The 16,641-nt window shown below is 71.6% G+C and carries 14 protein-coding genes; 5 read left to right on the top strand and 9 right to left on the bottom strand.

Annotation, left to right across the window (positions count from 1 at the left end; genetic code table 11):
- The first annotated feature begins 14 nt into the window (after positions 1–14).
- Positions 15–557 carry a putative Fe-S cluster assembly protein SufT gene (sufT, locus tag HV826_RS30225; protein ID WP_163783427.1) on the top strand — a complete coding sequence of 181 codons (543 nt, stop codon included), beginning with the start codon at positions 15–17 and terminating at the stop codon, positions 555–557.
- A 51-nt stretch (positions 558–608) separates the two neighbouring features.
- On the opposite strand, the gene HV826_RS30230 is transcribed toward sufT, so the two are convergent.
- Complete coding sequence (locus tag HV826_RS30230) at positions 609–1,280, bottom strand: type 1 glutamine amidotransferase domain-containing protein (RefSeq protein ID WP_176420536.1); 672 nt, start codon at positions 1,278–1,280, stop codon at positions 609–611.
- A gap of 120 nt (positions 1,281–1,400) precedes the next feature.
- On the opposite strand from HV826_RS30230, the gene HV826_RS30235 reads away from it, so the two are divergent.
- The gene (locus HV826_RS30235; protein ID WP_176420537.1) at positions 1,401–2,519 is read left to right on the top strand and encodes an isoaspartyl peptidase/L-asparaginase family protein; all 1,119 of its coding nucleotides are present in this window, start codon (positions 1,401–1,403) and stop codon (positions 2,517–2,519) included.
- Between the two features lie 69 nt (positions 2,520–2,588).
- Here the strand turns inward: HV826_RS30235 and HV826_RS30240 are convergent, their stop codons facing one another.
- From HV826_RS30240 to HV826_RS30260, 5 genes are all read right to left on the bottom strand, one after another.
- Positions 2,589–3,530 (bottom strand): YXWGXW repeat-containing protein, encoded by a 942-nt coding sequence (locus HV826_RS30240; RefSeq protein ID WP_176420538.1) that lies wholly within the window; start codon positions 3,528–3,530, stop codon positions 2,589–2,591.
- A 117-nt stretch (positions 3,531–3,647) separates the two neighbouring features.
- Complete coding sequence (locus HV826_RS30245; RefSeq protein ID WP_176420539.1) at positions 3,648–7,427, bottom strand: tetratricopeptide repeat protein; 3,780 nt, start codon at positions 7,425–7,427, stop codon at positions 3,648–3,650.
- A gap of 85 nt (positions 7,428–7,512) precedes the next feature.
- Positions 7,513–9,351 carry a serine/threonine-protein kinase gene (locus HV826_RS30250; RefSeq protein ID WP_176420540.1) on the bottom strand — a complete coding sequence of 613 codons (1,839 nt, stop codon included), beginning with the start codon at positions 9,349–9,351 and terminating at the stop codon, positions 7,513–7,515.
- A gap of 115 nt (positions 9,352–9,466) precedes the next feature.
- Entirely contained in the window at positions 9,467–10,057 is a 591-nt protein-coding gene (locus tag HV826_RS30255; RefSeq protein WP_163783433.1) for a GAF domain-containing protein, read from the bottom strand.
- A 286-nt stretch (positions 10,058–10,343) separates the two neighbouring features.
- A complete protein-coding gene (locus HV826_RS30260) occupies positions 10,344–10,571 on the bottom strand; it encodes a hypothetical protein (protein ID WP_176420541.1) in 228 nt (75 codons plus the stop codon).
- A gap of 298 nt (positions 10,572–10,869) precedes the next feature.
- Between HV826_RS30260 and HV826_RS30265 the strand changes: the two genes are divergently transcribed.
- From HV826_RS30265 to HV826_RS30275, 3 genes are read left to right on the top strand one after another with little or no spacing between them, the layout of a single operon-like run.
- Entirely contained in the window at positions 10,870–11,337 is a 468-nt protein-coding gene (locus tag HV826_RS30265) for a hypothetical protein (protein WP_176420542.1), read from the top strand.
- A 45-nt stretch (positions 11,338–11,382) separates the two neighbouring features.
- Complete coding sequence (locus HV826_RS30270; RefSeq protein ID WP_176420543.1) at positions 11,383–12,813, top strand: HAMP domain-containing sensor histidine kinase; 1,431 nt, start codon at positions 11,383–11,385, stop codon at positions 12,811–12,813.
- Positions 12,810–14,153: a sigma-54 dependent transcriptional regulator gene (locus HV826_RS30275; protein ID WP_176420544.1), complete on the top strand. Its 1,344-nt coding sequence runs from the start codon at positions 12,810–12,812 to the stop codon at positions 14,151–14,153. Before HV826_RS30270 ends, HV826_RS30275 begins: the two co-directional genes overlap by 4 nt.
- Positions 14,154–14,166: 13 nt before the next feature.
- Here HV826_RS30275 and HV826_RS30280 read toward each other — a convergent pair whose 3' ends face one another.
- From HV826_RS30280 to HV826_RS30290, 3 genes are read right to left on the bottom strand one after another with little or no spacing between them, the layout of a single operon-like run.
- Complete coding sequence (locus HV826_RS30280) at positions 14,167–14,493, bottom strand: TerB family tellurite resistance protein (protein WP_163786518.1); 327 nt, start codon at positions 14,491–14,493, stop codon at positions 14,167–14,169.
- 6 nt (positions 14,494–14,499) lie between these two features.
- On the bottom strand, positions 14,500–14,991 hold the full coding sequence (locus HV826_RS30285; protein ID WP_176420545.1) for a hypothetical protein: 492 nt from the start codon (positions 14,989–14,991) through the stop codon (positions 14,500–14,502).
- Positions 14,992–15,010: 19 nt separating this feature from the next.
- The gene (locus HV826_RS30290) at positions 15,011–16,591 is read right to left on the bottom strand and encodes an SDR family NAD(P)-dependent oxidoreductase (protein ID WP_176420546.1); all 1,581 of its coding nucleotides are present in this window, start codon (positions 16,589–16,591) and stop codon (positions 15,011–15,013) included.
- Positions 16,592–16,641: the final 50 nt, after the last annotated feature.

The following is a 16,641-nucleotide window of genomic DNA, read 5'->3' on the forward strand; positions in this document are numbered from 1 at the left end:
GGGTGGAGGGCCACATGCGAGGAATGATGGCGGTGTTGGAGCGCGACGTGTCCGCGACAATCATCCCCAGCGGAGACCGGGTGGTGCTGCCCGGGGGCTCCGAGCTGCGGGTGACGCAGACGCTCGGCGGCAATCTCACGGTGCAGGACCCCTACGGTCAGCTCTTCCGCATCGACGAGAAGGACGGCGGCGCGCTGGGGGAGGAGTACGCCCCGAAGGAGCGGGCCGCCGGCGACGCCAGCGAGTTCAACGAGGAGCAGGTCTGGGAGCAGCTGCGCACGGTGTATGACCCGGAGATTCCGGTGAACATCGTCGAGCTGGGCCTGGTGTACGCGTGCAAGGCGGAGCCGCTGCCGGAAGGCGGACAGCGCGTGGACATCCAGATGACGCTCACCGCGCCCGGCTGCGGCATGGGGCCGGTGCTGGTGGAGGACGTGCGCACCAAGGTGGGCTCGGTGCCCGGGGTGGCGGAGACGCGCGTGGAGCTCGTCTGGGACCCGCCCTGGGGGCAAGAGCGCATGTCGGACGTGGCGCGGCTCCAACTCGGGTGGATGTAGCGGTGGGACGAAGGCCCTCGGCGAGCCGCTTCGCCAAGGGCCGGTGACGTCTCAGCGCAGGGCCAGCCGCCGCGCGCCCAGGCCGAGCGCCGCGGTGGCCAGCGTCCCGGCGAGCAGCTTCGGCCACAGGGTGGGCGCTGCCTGGCGCACGGGCACCAGCGGCGCGCGAGCGGAGACCTCCGGCATCTTCTCCGCGAAGAGCTCCACCATGCCCTTGATGAACGCGAACATCTGTCGTGGTCCCGGGCTGGAGACCCAGTTGCCATCGCGCATCACCGGCTCTTCCACCCACCGGCCTCCCGCGTTGCGCACGTCGTCGCGGATGCCCGGCCACGCGGCCAGCGCCCGACCCTCCACGAGGCCCGCCGAAATCAGGACCCAGGGGCCATGGCAGATGACGGCGATGGGCAGGTCCAGTGCGTCGGCGTCCCGCACGAAGTCCAGGGCGAGCGCGCTCTGCCGCAGCAGGTCCGGGTTCACGAAACCGCCAGGCAGCAGGACCGCGTCGAAGTCCGCCGCCTTCACCTCGCGCAGGGACGCGTCCACGGCGATTTTCTTCCCCGGAACCAGGAGGTTCATCCCGCGGATGCGGCCTTTGTGGGGGGACACAATCGTCACCTCGGCGCCCTGACGCTCCAGCTTCTTCACGGGCGCTGTCAGCTCCACCTGTTCGAAGCCATCCGCCGCGAGCACGGCCACTCGCAACCCTCTCAGCTTCTTCATCGCGCTCACCTCGCTGTGTCGGAACGGTCTGTCGTCTCGACACTGTGCATTCTCCCTGGGCCCCGCGTTGTGCCTCCCTGGAGGGCGTGCTACCGACGGAGCGCTCTGGAGGTCTCTCGAATGTCCGCCGCTTCCGTTCCCCTCCGCCGCGCGCTCATCCTGGGTGCAGTGATGCTGCTTTCGCCCATGGGCTGTGCCACCCGTACCGGGGTTGCTCGTACCGACAGCGAGCAGCCGACCTCGCATGACGCGCCAGCGCCCAAGCCGAAGTGGGGGCTGGTCATTCACGGCGGCGCGGGGGTCATCTCCCGGGAGAACCTCTCCCCGGAGCGCGAGGCCGAGGTCCGGGCCGCGCTGACCCAGGCGCTCCAGGCGGGACACGCGGTGCTGGCCGGTGGCGGCTCCGCGCTGGATGCCGTGAGCGCCGCGGTCCGCATCCTGGAGGACTCTCCGTATTTCAACGCGGGCAAGGGCGCCGTCTTCACGCACGACGGCGTCAACGAGTTGGACGCCGCCATCATGGACGGCACGACGCGCAAGGCGGGCGCCGTGGCGGGCGTGCGGCGCGTGAGGAACCCCCTCGCGCTGGCGCGGCTCGTCATGGAGCAGTCGCCGCACGTGATGATGGTGGGGGAGGGCGCGGAGGCCTTCGCGAAGTCGCGGGGCGTGGCGCTGGTGGACCCGAAGTACTTCTACACGGAGGACCGCTGGCAGGGCCTCCAGCGCGCGCTGGAGAAGGAGCGCTCGCGGCAGCAGCCGTCCTCCTCGCTCCCGGCGGGGTATGACCCGGTGAGCGGGGACCACAAGTTCGGCACCGTGGGCGCGGTGGCCTTGGACAAGACGGGCTCGCTGGCCGCGGCCACGTCCACGGGGGGCATGACGAACAAGCGCTACGGCCGCGTGGGGGATGCGCCCATCATCGGCGCGGGGACGTACGCGGACCCGCGCTGCGCCGTGTCCGCCACCGGCCATGGCGAGTTCTTCATCCGCTACACCGTGGCGCGCGACATCTGCGCCCGCGTGGAATACCAGAACGTGCCGTTGTCGGAGGCCGCCGACGTCGTCATCAACGACGTGCTGGTGAAGGCCGGCGGCGAGGGCGGCGTCATCGCCATGGACCGCGAGGGCAACGTGGCCATGCCCTTCAACTCCGCCGGCATGTACCGCGGCTCCGTGGGCGAGGACGGCGAGCCCGTCGTGGCCATCTTCCGCGAGGCGGAGGCCGCTGGCGCGCAGTAGCGGCACGCGGCGGCCATCCTCCGGGACGCGCTCGGGGTGGGGTTGCCTCCCTGAGCGCGCCGTGAGGCGTCAGTCCCGGCCACCGCGGCGTCCACCGTCGCCGCGGCGGTGCCCTCCGCCGTGCTGCCCGCCGTTCCGGCCACCCGGCGACGCCCGGTGGTAGTTGCCGTTGCCCCGGCGGTTGCCGTTGTTGCCGCGGTAGTGGTGACGCACCGGGCTGGGGCCGCGCCGGTAGTTGTACCCGGGGCGGTAGACGTGGTGGCGCACGGCCGGGTAGCGCCGCCAGGTGTGCGTGAAGTAGTGCGGGTGCCGGCGCGCCACGGTGACGTGCGCGTGGCGGTAGACGGGCACCGTGACACGCACCGAGCCGCGGTTGGCCCAGCCGCCAGCGGAGAAGTACCAGGACGGCCCGCGGCGCATCCAGCGGGACGACACATAGACGAGCCCAGGACGGGGCGGGGCGGCCCACATTCCACCCACCCACACGTAGTTGGCGCCAGCCCAGTACCAGTAGCCGGGCGTCCAGACGTAGGAGGGGGCTGGCGGTGCCGGCGCGTGCTCGACGCGGAGCGGCGGAGGCGCCTGCTGCGTGGTCAGCTCCTCGCTCGCCACGGCGATGGGAATCTCCACCACCGGGGAGTCATGCCGGGCCCAGCCGCCGGACACCCACCGCCACATCCGGCCGTCCGGCTCCCAGTAGCCGTTGATGAACCGGTAGCCGTCCATGGGCGCCAGCCAGGTGCCGGCGTTGAAGCGCCACTCGTTGCCGTCCCAGTACCAGTGGCCGGAGGCCCAGACGGCGCCCGCGAAGGGCCGGGCCGAGGTGTTCTCCGCGGGGAGCTGCGGCGGGGCGAAGGGCGCCATGGGCGCCGTGTCCTCGTCCTCGAACTCCGTGTCGTCGTACGCGTATTCGGAATATCCAGGCTCTGACGCGGGGACCGGCGCGGTCTGCGCATGAGCCATGGGCGCCGCCAGCAAGGTCACCAGACAAGCCCACCATCGAGGAGTCATCGCGTCATCTCCGTGGGTTACCAGACAGGTGCTGCCACCGGCCCCCCTGGGAATCCCCCAGTGCGGGGCCGGTGTGGAGAAAAGACGCGGCGCCGTCCGGCTTTATTCATCCCCTGGCTAGGGCTTCACCAGGACCAGCTCCCGCGTCTGGATGAGGTCCACGTCCCCGGTGAAGCCGGAGAACAGCTCGTACTGGTCGGGCATGACGCGGTTGCGCGGCACGCGCAGCGACTCGGTGACGCTGAGCGTCGAACCGTCCTGCTTCTCCGAGCGGGTGAAGCGGCCAAACGCGTTCTCCGCCTGGAGTGACGCCTGGGGGTCGGTGAGCTTCCAGCCCTTGGGCATGGACAGCGTCACCTGCGTGCGGCTGGCCTCGGTGGTGTCGATGTAGAGCGGCGTGCGGCGCGTGCTCAGCTGCACGAAGCGCCGGCCGAGCTGCGCGGGGAAGGTGAGGGGCCCCAGCGCCATCCGCTGACCGCCCTCCATCCGCCCGAAGCGCGGCACGGTGAACTCGTAGCGCAGCACGAAGGGCGCGCCCACCTGCTCCTGGTGCTCCAGCTTCACGCTCGACAGCGACGCGCCGCCGAAGTACCGCGCCACCGCGCCCTGGAGCGCCTGGTTGCGGCTCTCCGCCGACAGCTGGTTGAACGCCTCGGCGATCTGCGCCGCCTCGAAGCCGGAGTACGTCTCCTCGCCCTGTCCGCTGAGCGTGCCGTCCTCGGCGAGCTTCAGCGCCAGCTTCACTTCCTTGCCGGGGACTTCCTTCATGGGCGGCGTCTGCACCTTCTGCAGCGGGCGGCCGGGCTCGGGCAGCAGCCACGCCTCCTGGCCGCCCATGGCCAGCTCCGGCAGCTCGCCGAAGGGGCCATAACGCACGGACGTGTCCACCCACACCGGCTCGGTGCCGGGCACCTCCACGCGCAGCGCCGCGTAGGGCAGCAGCGCGTCCTGGGGGAAGGTGTAGGCCGACGGGTCCGTGTTGAAGGTCCGCACCGCCACCACCCGCGAGGGAATGCCCAGCGCGTCCAGGCCGGCCTTCATCACCGTCAGCCGGCTGCCCCGGTCCTGGGCCACCGTGGACGCCGCCGTCTGGCTCAGGCTCGCGTCCCGGCCGGAGAAGCGCTGCATCACCGCGGCGTGCAGCGCCTTCACCGCGTCCAGGCCCGACTTGCCCTCCGCCGCCTTGCGCGCGAAGGCGTCCACCTCCGCCGTGCGCAGCCAGCGCTCCTGGAAGGCGTCGCCGTAGAGCTTCACCAGGGCCTCGTTGCCCGTGGCGCCCGCGCCCACGATGACGAAGGGCAGGTACTCGTTGGCGGAGGGCGGCGCGTCCGGCTCGGGGATGAACGGCGGCACGCGGCGCGTCTCGAAGTGGAACACCTCCAGGTCGCCGTCCACCTTGGGCTCCGGCACCTTCATCCCGTGGGCGTCCACCTTCATGCCCACGCCCTTGGGCGCCACCACCGTGTACGTCACCCAGGCGTTGGGCTGGTTGGCAATCTGGAAGTAGAAGGCGGACGCCGTGAAGCCCGGCTGCGCGGGGCCGCGCGGGGGCTCCGCGAGCAGGTACTCCACCTCCACGTAGTCCCCCACGGCCACGCCGGGCAGGCTCACGGTGTCCTTGCCTTCGATGTTCTCCGGCTCCAGCACCCGGCCGTCCGCCTTCAGCGTGCGCAGCGCCAGCACCTGCGCGCCGCGCGGCACCGTCACCTCTGCAATCTCCTGCACGCCCGACTGCTCCAGCGCCTTCTGCACCGTGTGGATGCGGTTGACGATGCTGCCGTCGGGGTAGACGCGCACCGCCGCCGCGTCCAGCACGAAGGCCGCCGCGCTGCCGCCGCTGACGGGCTCCGCCTCGTAGGCGCGGATGGCCTCGCGGCCGTCCACGGCGTAGGCCTGCAGCAGCTCGCGGCCCGTCTTCGCGCGCTCCTCGGCGCGGCGCAGCGTCAGGTCGTCGCCCGCCATCGCCAGCGCCTTCTCGCGCAGCTTGAGCGCCTCGGCCGGCTGGCCCGCGTACTCGCGCACGTCCGCCATGCGCTTCACCAGCTCCGCGCTGCGAGGCCACACGGCCGCCAGCTTCTGGAGCACCGCGGTGGCGTCGTCGAAGCGGCGCTTGGACACGTAGAGGTGGGCCAGCGTGTTGGCCAGGCTGATGCTGCTGGGGTCTCTGGCCTGGAGCTCGCCGTACAGCTTCGTCGCCGTCTCCATGTCGCCGCGCGCGCGCGCGTGCTCGGCCTGGCGCACCACCGTCCCGGGGCAGCCCTCCAGGGACGCCACCAGGGTGTCGCTCCGCGCCGCCGCGTCACGGCGGCGGGCCAGGCTGTACTGGAGCGTCAGCGCCTCGCACAGGCCGGGCTGGGCCTCCAGCGCCGCGGCGAGCGACTCCTCCGCCAGGGCCTCCACTTCCAGCGCCAGCGCGGCGCGGGCGCGCAGCATGAACACCGGGTGGCCGGCGGGCTGGGCCACCTCGGACGCCGTCTTCAGCAGGTCCATGGCGGAGGTGGGCTGGCCCTCGTCGAGGAAGAGCTCCGCGCGCAGCAGCAGCGCCGCCACGTTGCCCGGGTCCTTGGCCAGCACGGACTCCAAATCGCGCGTGGCCCGGCCGCGCGCCACCTTGGAAGGCACGGTGCGGTCCGCGGACGCGACCTCTGCGCGCAGCCACAGCAGGGCCGGGGTGTTGGCGTCCACCGAGGCCATCAGCCGCCGCGCGCCGTCCGCGTCCCGCTGCAGTCCGTCCCGCACCGCCAGCACCACGGCCAGCAGCTCGCCGGCCTCCTCGTGCAGGGCCGTCTTCAAGCCCTCCGTGGTGGGGAACACGCCGGGCGTCGCGTCGGAGCGCTCGACCTTGCCGCCCCACGCCGCCGGCGCCGCGCCGGTGGCCGCGCTGAAGCGCACGCCGGACGGACGCCCGTCCACGCGCAGCAGGGCGAAGGTGAGCAGTCCGGACGTGCCGCCCTTGAGCTGACGCACGACGAAGCGGTGCTTGCCCGCGGGCAGCTGCACGGCGCGCGCGGTGACGGTGGAGGTGGCGCGCTCCCAGGCCCGGCGCTCCATCAGCGGGGCCCCGTCCACCAGCACCTGGTGCGAGGTGCCGCTCACGGTGCGGGCCACGTAGAGGCCCGGCTCCGTCACGTCCGCGTCGAAGGCCTGCACGTAGAGGTCGCCCTGGCCGGGCTCGCCCGTCAGGTCCATCCGCCCGTCAGGGGCGCGCACCGTGCGCACCGGCAGCGGACCGAAGGCGCTGGTGAAGGGGCCCGCCAGCGAACCACTCTGGCTCACGGGCGTTTGCTCGTCCCAGGCCAGCACGTGGAAGGGCGAGAAGGGCCCCACCAGCGAGACTTCGCTCACGCCGCCCAGCTGCCGCATCGCCGCGTCGCGGGCCTCCGCGTCGCCGCGCACCACGGCCACCGACATCCGCGCGCCGCGCAGCAGATAGGCGGCCTCGCCCGTCGCGCCCGCCGCCAGCGCCCGCTCCACGCCGCGGAGGATGTCGTCGTCCAGCGCCCGCGACGTGCCCACCGAATCCAACACGTGGCGCGCCGCGACGGCCGCCAGCGGATGCGTGGGCGCCCGCGCCGCCAGCTCCAGCGACGCCACCAGCGCGCGGTCGGGACGGCCCGCGCGGCGTGCCATCAGCGACTGGCCGGCCAGCGCGTAGACGTCTCCCGCGTCGCGGGCAATGGCGTCATCGAAGCGCTGCTGCGCCAGCGTGGCGTCACCCGCGACGAGCAGGGCGTGGAAGCCCGCGAACGCGAGCGTGCGGGCCTGTTGGGTGCCCTTCTGCACCTGCTCCGCGGCGGTTTCGAGGACGCGCGGTGTCGCCGTGGAAGTGGAGCGGTGGCAGGCCGTGAGGGCCGTGACGAGTGCGAGCGCGGCGAAGCCGAGTCGAATGGTGCGCATAGGAGGGGCCAGGGATAGTGCAATCCCTTGGCCGTGGCCATATTCCCCTGCGCTGGAATGTCCGGGGCGCGTGCCGCCGGACGCTCTACCGCCGCTTCGTGGGGCTCTTCGAGGAGCCCCTGGCGGGCTGCCGCTTCGGGGGCGGGGGAGGCCGCTTGGCGGGCACCGCCTTGGCCGGCACCGCGGCGACCACGGCCTTGGCCACCGGCACGGGCGCCGTCGTCCCCGGGGGCGGCGCGCGCCGCACGGTGTAGACGAAGCCCTCGGCGCGGCAGGTGCCTTCGATGCAGCCGAAGGCGGGCACGGGCGCGTCCCCGAAGTGCTCCATCCAGCCCGGACCCAGGTTGAGCGGCTCGCCAATGGCGCGCTGGTCCTTGCCCTTGCCCACGTAGCCCTGCATGACGCCGTCCGCGTCCACCCGCAGCTCCAGCGCGGCCTCGCCCTCCGGCGACGCCAGGCCCAGCATGGTGCCGCGGCGCTCGCCCAGGGCCCATTCGAGCCGCAGCGGCGCGCCCCCGCCGTCGTGGATGAGCGCCACGTAGCGGCCCGTGCTGCCCTGCAGCAGCAGCGCGGCCGAGGGGGCCTGCAGCGACGGCCCGTAGAGCATCACGTAGCCGCGGCGCTTCCAGGTGTCCGGCGGCGCGTCCGCGCGCACGCGGGCGCTGAGCACGGCGATGTCGCCGTCCAGCCCCACCACGTCCACGCGGGCACGGCCCACGCGCGACTGCGAGCGCTCCTCCACGGGCGGGAAGATGATGGCCTTCTCCTCCGCCTCCACCGGCCGTCCGGCGACCAGGAGCGACGGCGCGTCCGGCCCGTCACCCACCGACACCGTGCGCTTCTCGGAGCCCGTCTCCAGCCGGCCCGGCATGGACCGGGGCGAGGGCGGGCCCAGGTCCGCGTTCAGCGCGGCCCCTGGCTGCGGCGGCACGGGCTTCTCCCCGCTGCGCAGCCACTCCCGGCCCAGCACGGCCAGCGCCGCCATCACCAGCAGCACGGCCGCGGCCTGCAGGGCCAGGCGTACCACCTTGCGCACGCCCTGGCGGACGCGCTGGAGGTGCGTCAGCTTCACCGGCGCCAGGGACGGCAGGCTGCCCGGGACGAGCAGCTCCAGGTCCGCGATGAGCGCGGTGACGGAGGGGTAGCGGTCCTCCGGGTCCGGCTTGAGGCACCGCGTGACGATGATGTCCAGCCGCGCGTCCAGCCCCGGCTTGCGCCGCGACGGCGGGTCGAAGGTGCCCAGCGGCACCTCGCCCGTGAGCCACTCATAGAGGATGACGCCCAGCGAGAAGATGTCCGCGCGCGCGTCCGCGCTCTTCGCGTCCACGCGCTGCTCGGGCGCCATGTACGACAGCGTGCCCATGGACATGTGCGTGGACGTGAGCGCGTAGCGCGAGGACGGGCTGGCGTCATCCAGGAAGGACGCCAGCCCGAAGTCCGACACCTTGGCGATGCCGCCGGCCTGCTGGTCCAGCAGGATGTTCTCCGGCTTCAAGTCCCGGTGGATGACGCCGCGGCCGTGCGCGTACTCAATGGCGCGGCAGATCTGCAGCATGCGCCGCAGCGCGCCCACGACGTCCAGCTGCGGCTCGCGAATCAGCTCCCGCAGCGACGGGCCATCCACGAACTCCATCACCAGGTAGTACGTGGTGTCCGTCTTCCCCTTGTCGACGATGGAGACGATGTGGGGATGGCTCAGGGTCGCGAGCGCGGCGGCTTCCTTCTGGAAGCGCGCGATGAAGGACGGGTCCTTCGCCAGCTCGGGGTTGAGGAGCTTGACCGCCACTGTGCGGCCTAGCGAGAGCTGGGTGGCCTTGTGGACCTCTCCCATGCCTCCGCTGCCGACGAGCTTGTCGAGGTGGTAGCCGCTGATGATGTCCGAAGAGCGCGGACGGCTGATCGCGGTGGGGTCGATTGAGGACATGGCGGTGAGCGAAGGGGCGGCCAGGGTAGCAGAAACCCGGCGCTGGAAATGTCCGCTCATGCACGGGTCGGCATTGCCCCCCGGCAAGCCGCCAGGCGCCCCGCCTGCCTGCCGTTCAGAGTCCGGACACCGGCGTGCGGCTCACCGCCTGGCGCAGGCTGTTGCGGACCTGGTCCAGGGAGGAGCGCATCTGCCCATGTCGGACGGACGCCGCCACCGCGCGCGCCAGGGACTTGAGCAGCGTCACTTCCTCGGGCTTCCAGGCGCGAGGACGGCGGCAGTCCTCGAAGGCCACCATGCCCCACCACTGCTGCCGGGAGGGATTGATGGGGCACAGGAGGATGGACTGCGTTCCCTGGCGCTCCAACAGGTCCTTCATCGTCGGGGGCGCGTCACGAGTGGGACACGCCACCACCATGCCGGCCTCCAGCATGTCCACCCAGCCCGGCGCGAACTCGCGGAAGGAGAAGGCCCGCATCACCGGGTTGGCCAGCGGCGACGGCGTGGGCGGCTCCGCCCAGGCGTGGCGCATGTCGGTGATGAACCGGCCGTAGGTGCCCTGTACGCGGTTCTCCAGGATGTACGCGCGGTCCACGCCCAGCGCGTGGCCCACCATGCTCAGCGCCTCCATGCCGGTGCTCGGGCCCAGGCCCTTCTCCAGCAGCAGCTTCGAGGCTTCCGACACCTTCGAGAAGGCTTCGATCATTGGTGCGCTCGTTTGATTTCCGACCCTGTCCGGGACGGTCAGTGATTCACTGAAGTCATATTAAGCAGGATTCTTCTGTTTCTGTCAAATCTCACGTTCACTGGACGGATTGACGGGCGCGCGGAAGTCCTGACCCGGATGGGTTTTCCTGGACCTTGATAGGCATTTCGAGAGGGCGTTTCAGAAATCGAGGAGAGGTGGGTTTTTATGGACCCGCAAAGACAACGGGGGTACCTCCCTTGGACGAGGCACCCCCGCGCACCAGCTATAAAGCTGTAAGTCTTGATTACTTGGCGTCAACAGCGGCCTTGGTCGCCTTCTTCGCCGGCTTCTTGGTCTTCTTGGCGGGCTTGGCCTCGGGGGCGGCCTCGGCCTGCGCCGCTTCGGCCTGGGGGGCCTCGGGCGCGGCTTCGATGGCGGCGGGCTTGGTTTCGGCAGCGGGCTCTGCGGGGGCCGGGGTGTTGGCGAACGCGGTGGCGGCGGCGAGGAGGGCGGCGGCGAACACGGTCTTCATGAAAAGCTCCGGTGACGAACGACGACGCGAGATTGCGCCGTCCCAACGAGCGAGGGCTTGAGCAGGCGGCGTGCCAGGGACGTTGTCAGAGGGAGCGCAGGTGCCTGTCGCGGATGTCCGTGGGGAGAAACTCCGCAGTTGGAGCTCCGACAGTGGGGGCAGGCTCCCCAGACAGGCAGTTGCTGCTTTGACGATGACGGAGCACTTGAGCAAGCTGCACGCGTCATCTGGTTGCAGGGTGTCGGCCCGGCGCCTTTGTCGCGCATGTCGCGCGGTCATGGTGTGGGAGAGATGGTTCATGCGGTTCCTCTGTTGCGCGACAGTGTTGGCCGTCCTGGGTACGGGTTGCGCGACGACTGTTCCGCTCGAGCGGCTGGAGGCCCAGGTCCTCGAGGCGGACCGGTGGCGTCGCGAGTACGAGGCGGAGCGCGAGCGCGCCGAGGCGTTCGCGCTGCGCCTGGCCCAGCAGGAGTCGGCGCTGGAGCAGGTGCGGCTGGAGCGCGCGGAGGCGGAGCAGGCGCGCGCGGCGCTGTTGGAGGAGCTGGTGCGCACCGAGGCGGACCGGCACGCGCTGGAGGAGCACAACACCCAGCTGCTGGTGCTGGAGCGCGAGGTCCACGAGCTGAAGGAGCTGAAGGAGATGCACGAGGAGCTGTCGGACGTCTGGTACGAGTCCGCGCTGGAGCGTGCACGGCGGCGGTTGAACAATCCGCTCCAGCCGGCGGCCCTCCCCGCGGCCGGCAACGTCGCGCCGACGGCGCCCTGACGTCCCGCCGGACGCGCGCCGCGGGCCCCGTGATAGAGGAACGGCGTGGCGAGCTCCCGCATCCCCATCCGCGGCTACCGGGCCGGCTTCTTCTTCGTGGTCGTCCTCCTGTCGGCCGTCACCGCTTTCACGTTGTGGACGGAGGTCCGCACGGGCAGCCAGGTGGACGGGTTGGTGCAGGAGGCGCTGGAGCGGGCCGGCTCCATTGGCCGCATCCGCGTGGACGCGCTGTCGCTGGAGTCCGCCATCGAGGCGCATGTCCGCGCCACGGGTGACGCCGAGCGCCGCGCCGCGGACGCGGTGATGGAGCAGATTTTGGCGGACATCCGCGCCTCGTCGGAGGCGTACACACGCAACCTGCCGCAGGGTGAGAAGGCGCTGTGGTACCGCTTCAACGCCGCGTGCCAGGGGCTGGCGGACCAGGTGCGCGCGGCGGCCATCTTCTCGCAGCGCCGCGAGGCGGAGCGGGCCCGGCGCCACCTGGCCGAGCGCATCCGCCCGCTGGCGGCGGAGCTGGACGCGCTGGGGGGCGCGCTGGAGGAGGAGAACGCCGCCGAGGCACGCAGGCTGGTGAACCGGCTGGACGACCTGCGCGTGCGCAACACGGCGCTGGGCGCGGGCGCCACGCTGCTGGCCATCCTCCTGTCGTCGCTGGTGGGTTGGCGCGTCACCTCGCTGCTCAAGCGCCAGGAGGCCATCATCCAGGGCCAGCTGGAGGAGCTGGGCCGGCACAACCAGGAGCTGGATGCCTTCACGCGGCGCGTGGCGCATGACCTCATCTCCCCGCTGGCGCCGCTCAAGGGCTACCTGACGCTCATCCGCCGCACCGGCGCGGTGAACGACGCGGGCGCGCTGGAGATGCTGGCGCAGTGTGAGTCCAGCGCGGTGCGCATGGGCGAGCTCATCGAGGCGCTGCTGCGCTTCTGCCGCGCCGGAACGCGCGGCGAGAGCACGGTGGGTGAGCTGGACACGGCCGTCACCACCGTGCTGCTGGAGGTGGCGCAGACGGCGGCGGCGCAGGGCGTGGCGCTGGAGCGGGAGCTGGAGCCCGGCGTGGCGGTGGACTGCCCCGGACAGCTGCTGCAGGTGAGCGCGCGCAACCTGCTCACCAACGCGGTGAAGTACTCGGCGGGCCGGCCCGACTCCCGCGTGAAGGTGCGCGTGGCCACCGAGGGTGGCATGGCCGTGCTGGAGGTCGTGGACAACGGCATCGGCATGGCGCCGGGCACCCAGGCCTCGCTGTTCCAGCCCTTCTTCCGCGCGCCCGAGGTGCGCGGTCTGCCGGGCCATGGACTGGGGCTGGTCACCACCAAGCGCGTGGTGGAGGCGCACGGCGGTACGCTGGTGGTGCGCTCGGAAGATGGAAAAGGAACGCACGTGGTGGTGCGCTTCCCCCGCGTGGTGCGCCCGGCGGCGGGCACCCGCGGCGCTCAGACAACGACGGCTTCCGCCGGAATACGCAAGGTCGGCACATGAGCTCAGCCCGCATCCTCGTCGTGGATGATGACCCGCAGGCCCGCGATTTGCTCCAGCGCTTGCTGGGCCCCTTGGGCGCGGTGACGCAGGCCCCGGACCCGCGCCGCGCCACCGAGCGCATCGCGGAGGGCGCCTTTGACCTGGTCCTCACGGACATGGCCATGCCCGAGCCGGGCGACGGGCTGAAGGTGCTCCAAGAGGTGAAGGCGCAGCTGCCGGACACGCCGGTGGTGGTGGTGACGGCCTTCGGGAACATCGAGGGCGCGCTGGACAGCATCCAGCAGGGCGCCTTCGACTATCTGGCAAAGCCCTTCGACGTGGACGCGATTCTGCGCGTGGCGAGACGGGCGCTGGAGCAGAAGCGGCTGGTGGAGGAGAACCGCTCGCTGCGCCAGCAGGTGGAGCGTGGCTCGTTGATGATGGTGGGCCGCAGCCCGGCGCTGCTGGAGGTGTACAAGCAGGTGGCGCGCGCGGCGGCCAGCAACGTGCCGGTGCTGATTACGGGCGAGACGGGCACGGGGAAGGAGATGGTGGCGCGCGCGCTGCACAAGCGCTCGCCGCGGATGAGCGGGCCCTTCATCCCCGTGGACTGCGGCGCGATTACCGAATCGCTGATGGAGAGCGAGCTGTTCGGCCACGCGAAGGGCAGCTTCACCGGCGCGTCCGGCGCGCGGCGAGGCGTCTTCGAGGAGGCCAGCGGCGGCACGCTCTTCCTGGATGAGATTGGCGACGTCGGCATGAAGGTGCAGTCGCAGCTCCTGCGCGTGCTGCAGGAGGGCGAAATCCGCCGCGTGGGGGAGAGCATCCCCGTCAAGGTGGACGTGCGCGTGGTGGCGGCGACGAACAAGGACCTCAAGGCGCGGGTGGCCGAAGGCCTCTTCCGCGAGGACCTGCTGTACCGCCTGGACGTGGTGCACCTGCACCTGCCGTCGCTGCGGGAGCGGAGCGAGGACATCCCCGCGCTGGTGGAGCACTTCGCCGGACGTCATGCCCGCGGCGGGGTGCGGCCGGTGGTGACGCCGGACGCGAACGCGCGTCTGGCGGCCTATGACTGGCCGGGCAACGTGCGGCAGCTGGAGAACGTGGTGGCGCGGGCGCTGGCGCTCAACGTGACGGGCGTCCTGGGCCCCCAGGACTTCCCGGAGCCGATTGGGGACGCGTCCACCCCGAAGATGGCGGGCCTGGCGGGCGACATGCCGAGCCTGGCCGAGCTGTCCCGCCGCTACGCCGCGCAGGTGCTCCAGCACGTGGGCGGCAACAAGAGCGAGGCGGCGCGCCTGCTCGATGTGGACCGCAAGACGCTCTACAAGCTGCTGGAGGCTCCGGAGAGCGAGTCGTAGCGCGCGCGAGGCGTCAGTTGATGACGCCGAGCAGCTCCCGAATCTGTCGCAGCATCTCGATCTCCGCCGCGTGCACGCTGCCGTCGCTGGCGATGAGCGCCTTCGCCTCGCGGATGACGGCGGAGGGGTTGGTGCGCAGGATGCCCATGTTCGGCGGGGGCAAAGGCTCGTTGTTCTGCAGACAGCGCGTCAGCGCGGCCAGCTCCTGCAGGGGCACGCTCATGCCTCGCGCGGTGTCCAGGATGTGCTCAATCTCGGCGTGCGCGACGCGGCCATCGACGGTGGCGACCTGGAGCAGCAGCTTGAGGACTTCGACGTGGAACTGTTCTTCGGGGCTCATGTCCCCCTAGGCTGGCGTTTCCTGGGACGCCCGTCCACCTAATGACGGTGTCAGCGCGCGGCGGAGCACCGAATGGCGGTGCTCGAAGAGGCGCCGGATGAAGGCCTCCGTCAGCCGGCCGCCGAAGCGGGGCTCGAAGTCGAGCTGGTCGATGATGTCGACGCCGGCGTGCGCCTCGACGATGCGGCGCTCATGTCGCCACTGACGCATCGCGCTCATGGGGGACTCCTCGACGAAGCGGCGGCCCGGCTCCAGCTCGCGCAACGTCAGGTCGGACCAGCCCACCGGCAGCACGCCGCCCAGCAGCAGCTTGCTGCGGAACAGCGGCTGGCCCGGCTCGAAGGGCAGCTCCTCGAGCCCCGCCACGCCCGGGGGCGCCGTCATCCGCAGGTACGGGCGCAGCTCCGTGGAGATGCCCTTCATCGACGTCACCCACGCCCAGGCTTCAGCGGGGGTGACCTCGACGTACGACTCGAAGCGGAGACTGCGGGTTGCCATGACGCCCCCGGTCCGCGTGTCACCACGCGGTGTGACGGTAGTCCTTGAAGAAGTTGCCCCAGACGTACTCGCCGCTGTTCTCCGAGGCGATGATGGGGTCCACCACCCGCGCCGCCCCGTCGACGATGTCCAGCGGTGGCTGGAAGTCCAGCTCCTGCACCTTGCGCTCCGCGTGCTGCGCGGGGTCCTCGTCGGTGACCCAGCCAGTGTCCACGGCGTTCATGTAGATGTTGTCGCGGGCGTAGTCCGGCGCGGAGGTCAGCGTCATCATGTTGAGCGCCGCCTTCGCCATGTTGGTGTGCGGGTGTTTGTCCGTCTTCGTCCCGCGCGAGAAGCTGCCCTCCATCGCGGAGACGTTCACCACGTGGCCGGGGGATGAGCGGTCCCTGAGCATCAGCGGCTTCAGCTTCCCGACGAGGATGAAGGGCGCCACCGCGTTGATGAGGTGGACCTCCAGCATCTCCGCCGTCTGGACCTCGGCGAGCCGCAGCCGCCACGAGTTCACGTCCCGCAGGTCCACCTGCTGCATGTCCGCGTCCAGCCGGCCCCGCGGGAAGAGGGCGCGCTCGTCACCCTCCTGCTCCAGGTTGTAGGGCAGCATGGACAGCGCGGCGGAGGAGTGGATGCCCAGCGCCGGGTCGCTGCTGCGCCAGGTGGTGGCCAGCTCCGAACCGCCCGCGTTGCCCGCGCCCAGGGCGGCCGGCTGCATCGTGGCGACGCAGGCGTCATGGCCCGCGAGCAGCGCGCGCGCCGCCGCCGGCAGGTCGTCCGCGCGGCGCATCTCTCCCGGCAGCAGGTGGCCGTAGAAGCCCGGGGGCCGGCGCACCGTCTGCGCGGCGTTGTTGATGAGGATGTCCAGGCGCTCGTGCGTCTGCTCGATGTACTTCGCGAAGAGCTCCACGCTGGGCGCGTGCCGCAGGTCCAGCCCGTGGATGTGCAGCCGGTGCGCCCAGTCCGCGAAGTCCGGCTCCTGGACGTAGCGCTGCGCGGCGTCATTGGGGAAGCGCGTGGTGGCGATGACGCGCGCGCCGGAGCGCAGCAGCATCAGCGAGGCCTGGAAGCCAATCTTCACCCGGGCGCCGGTGATGAGCGCGACCTTCCCGTTCAGGTCGGCGCGCTGGGTGCGCTTCGCGTAGTTGTAGTCCGCGCACTCGATGCACATCGCGTCGTAGAAGAAGTGCAGCTTGCGGTACTCGGCCTTGCAGACGTAGCAGCGGCGGGGCTGCTCGAGGATGCGCTCCGGCCCCGCTTCGGAGGGAGGCGGAGGCGGCAGCGCGGGCACCGTGAAGATGGCGGAGCGGCGCAGGGTGCGAATCTCGGTGGTCGCGCGGATGACCCGGTCGTGCTCGCGCTTCGTCTTCTTCCGGTCGCGGCGCAGCGCCTTCGCCATCCGGGACTTGGCGTCGCGGTCCGGGTGCAACACGCGGCCCGCGGCGCTCAGGAAGGCGATGCGGTCCTCCTCGGGGATGCCGGCCAACAGGAAGCGGTCCTCGCTGATAGCCTCCAGGAGCTGGGTGACGCGGCGGACCTCGTCCAGGGACAGGGGGGCGGGGGGCGGCGCTTCGGGCGCGGGGGGCGGAGCAGTCTCGGCGAGCTTCATCTCCCCGCTGCATATCTTCCGGAGGGGGCGGGTGGAAAGAGGGGCAGGGG

The organism is Myxococcus sp. AM010, from assembly GCF_013372585.1.
In the GTDB taxonomy this organism is placed as follows: domain Bacteria; phylum Myxococcota; class Myxococcia; order Myxococcales; family Myxococcaceae; genus Myxococcus; species Myxococcus vastator.

What these genes read in the sequence shown, in the direction of transcription:
- sufT (WP_163783427.1), top strand. Translation starts at nt 15, where the DNA reads ATGCGAGGAATGATGGCGGTGTTGGAGCGCGACGTGTCCGCGACAATC.
- HV826_RS30230 (WP_176420536.1), bottom strand. Translation starts at nt 1,280, where the DNA reads ATGAAGAAGCTGAGAGGGTTGCGAGTGGCCGTGCTCGCGGCGGATGGC.
- HV826_RS30235 (WP_176420537.1), top strand. Translation starts at nt 1,401, where the DNA reads ATGTCCGCCGCTTCCGTTCCCCTCCGCCGCGCGCTCATCCTGGGTGCA.
- HV826_RS30240 (WP_176420538.1), bottom strand. Translation starts at nt 3,530, where the DNA reads ATGACTCCTCGATGGTGGGCTTGTCTGGTGACCTTGCTGGCGGCGCCC.
- HV826_RS30245 (WP_176420539.1), bottom strand. Translation starts at nt 7,427, where the DNA reads ATGCGCACCATTCGACTCGGCTTCGCCGCGCTCGCACTCGTCACGGCC.
- HV826_RS30250 (WP_176420540.1), bottom strand. Translation starts at nt 9,351, where the DNA reads ATGTCCTCAATCGACCCCACCGCGATCAGCCGTCCGCGCTCTTCGGAC.
- HV826_RS30255 (WP_163783433.1), bottom strand. Translation starts at nt 10,057, where the DNA reads ATGATCGAAGCCTTCTCGAAGGTGTCGGAAGCCTCGAAGCTGCTGCTG.
- HV826_RS30260 (WP_176420541.1), bottom strand. Translation starts at nt 10,571, where the DNA reads ATGAAGACCGTGTTCGCCGCCGCCCTCCTCGCCGCCGCCACCGCGTTC.
- HV826_RS30265 (WP_176420542.1), top strand. Translation starts at nt 10,870, where the DNA reads ATGCGGTTCCTCTGTTGCGCGACAGTGTTGGCCGTCCTGGGTACGGGT.
- HV826_RS30275 (WP_176420544.1), top strand. Translation starts at nt 12,810, where the DNA reads ATGAGCTCAGCCCGCATCCTCGTCGTGGATGATGACCCGCAGGCCCGC.
- HV826_RS30280 (WP_163786518.1), bottom strand. Translation starts at nt 14,493, where the DNA reads ATGAGCCCCGAAGAACAGTTCCACGTCGAAGTCCTCAAGCTGCTGCTC.
- HV826_RS30285 (WP_176420545.1), bottom strand. Translation starts at nt 14,991, where the DNA reads ATGGCAACCCGCAGTCTCCGCTTCGAGTCGTACGTCGAGGTCACCCCC.
- HV826_RS30290 (WP_176420546.1), bottom strand. Translation starts at nt 16,591, where the DNA reads ATGAAGCTCGCCGAGACTGCTCCGCCCCCCGCGCCCGAAGCGCCGCCC.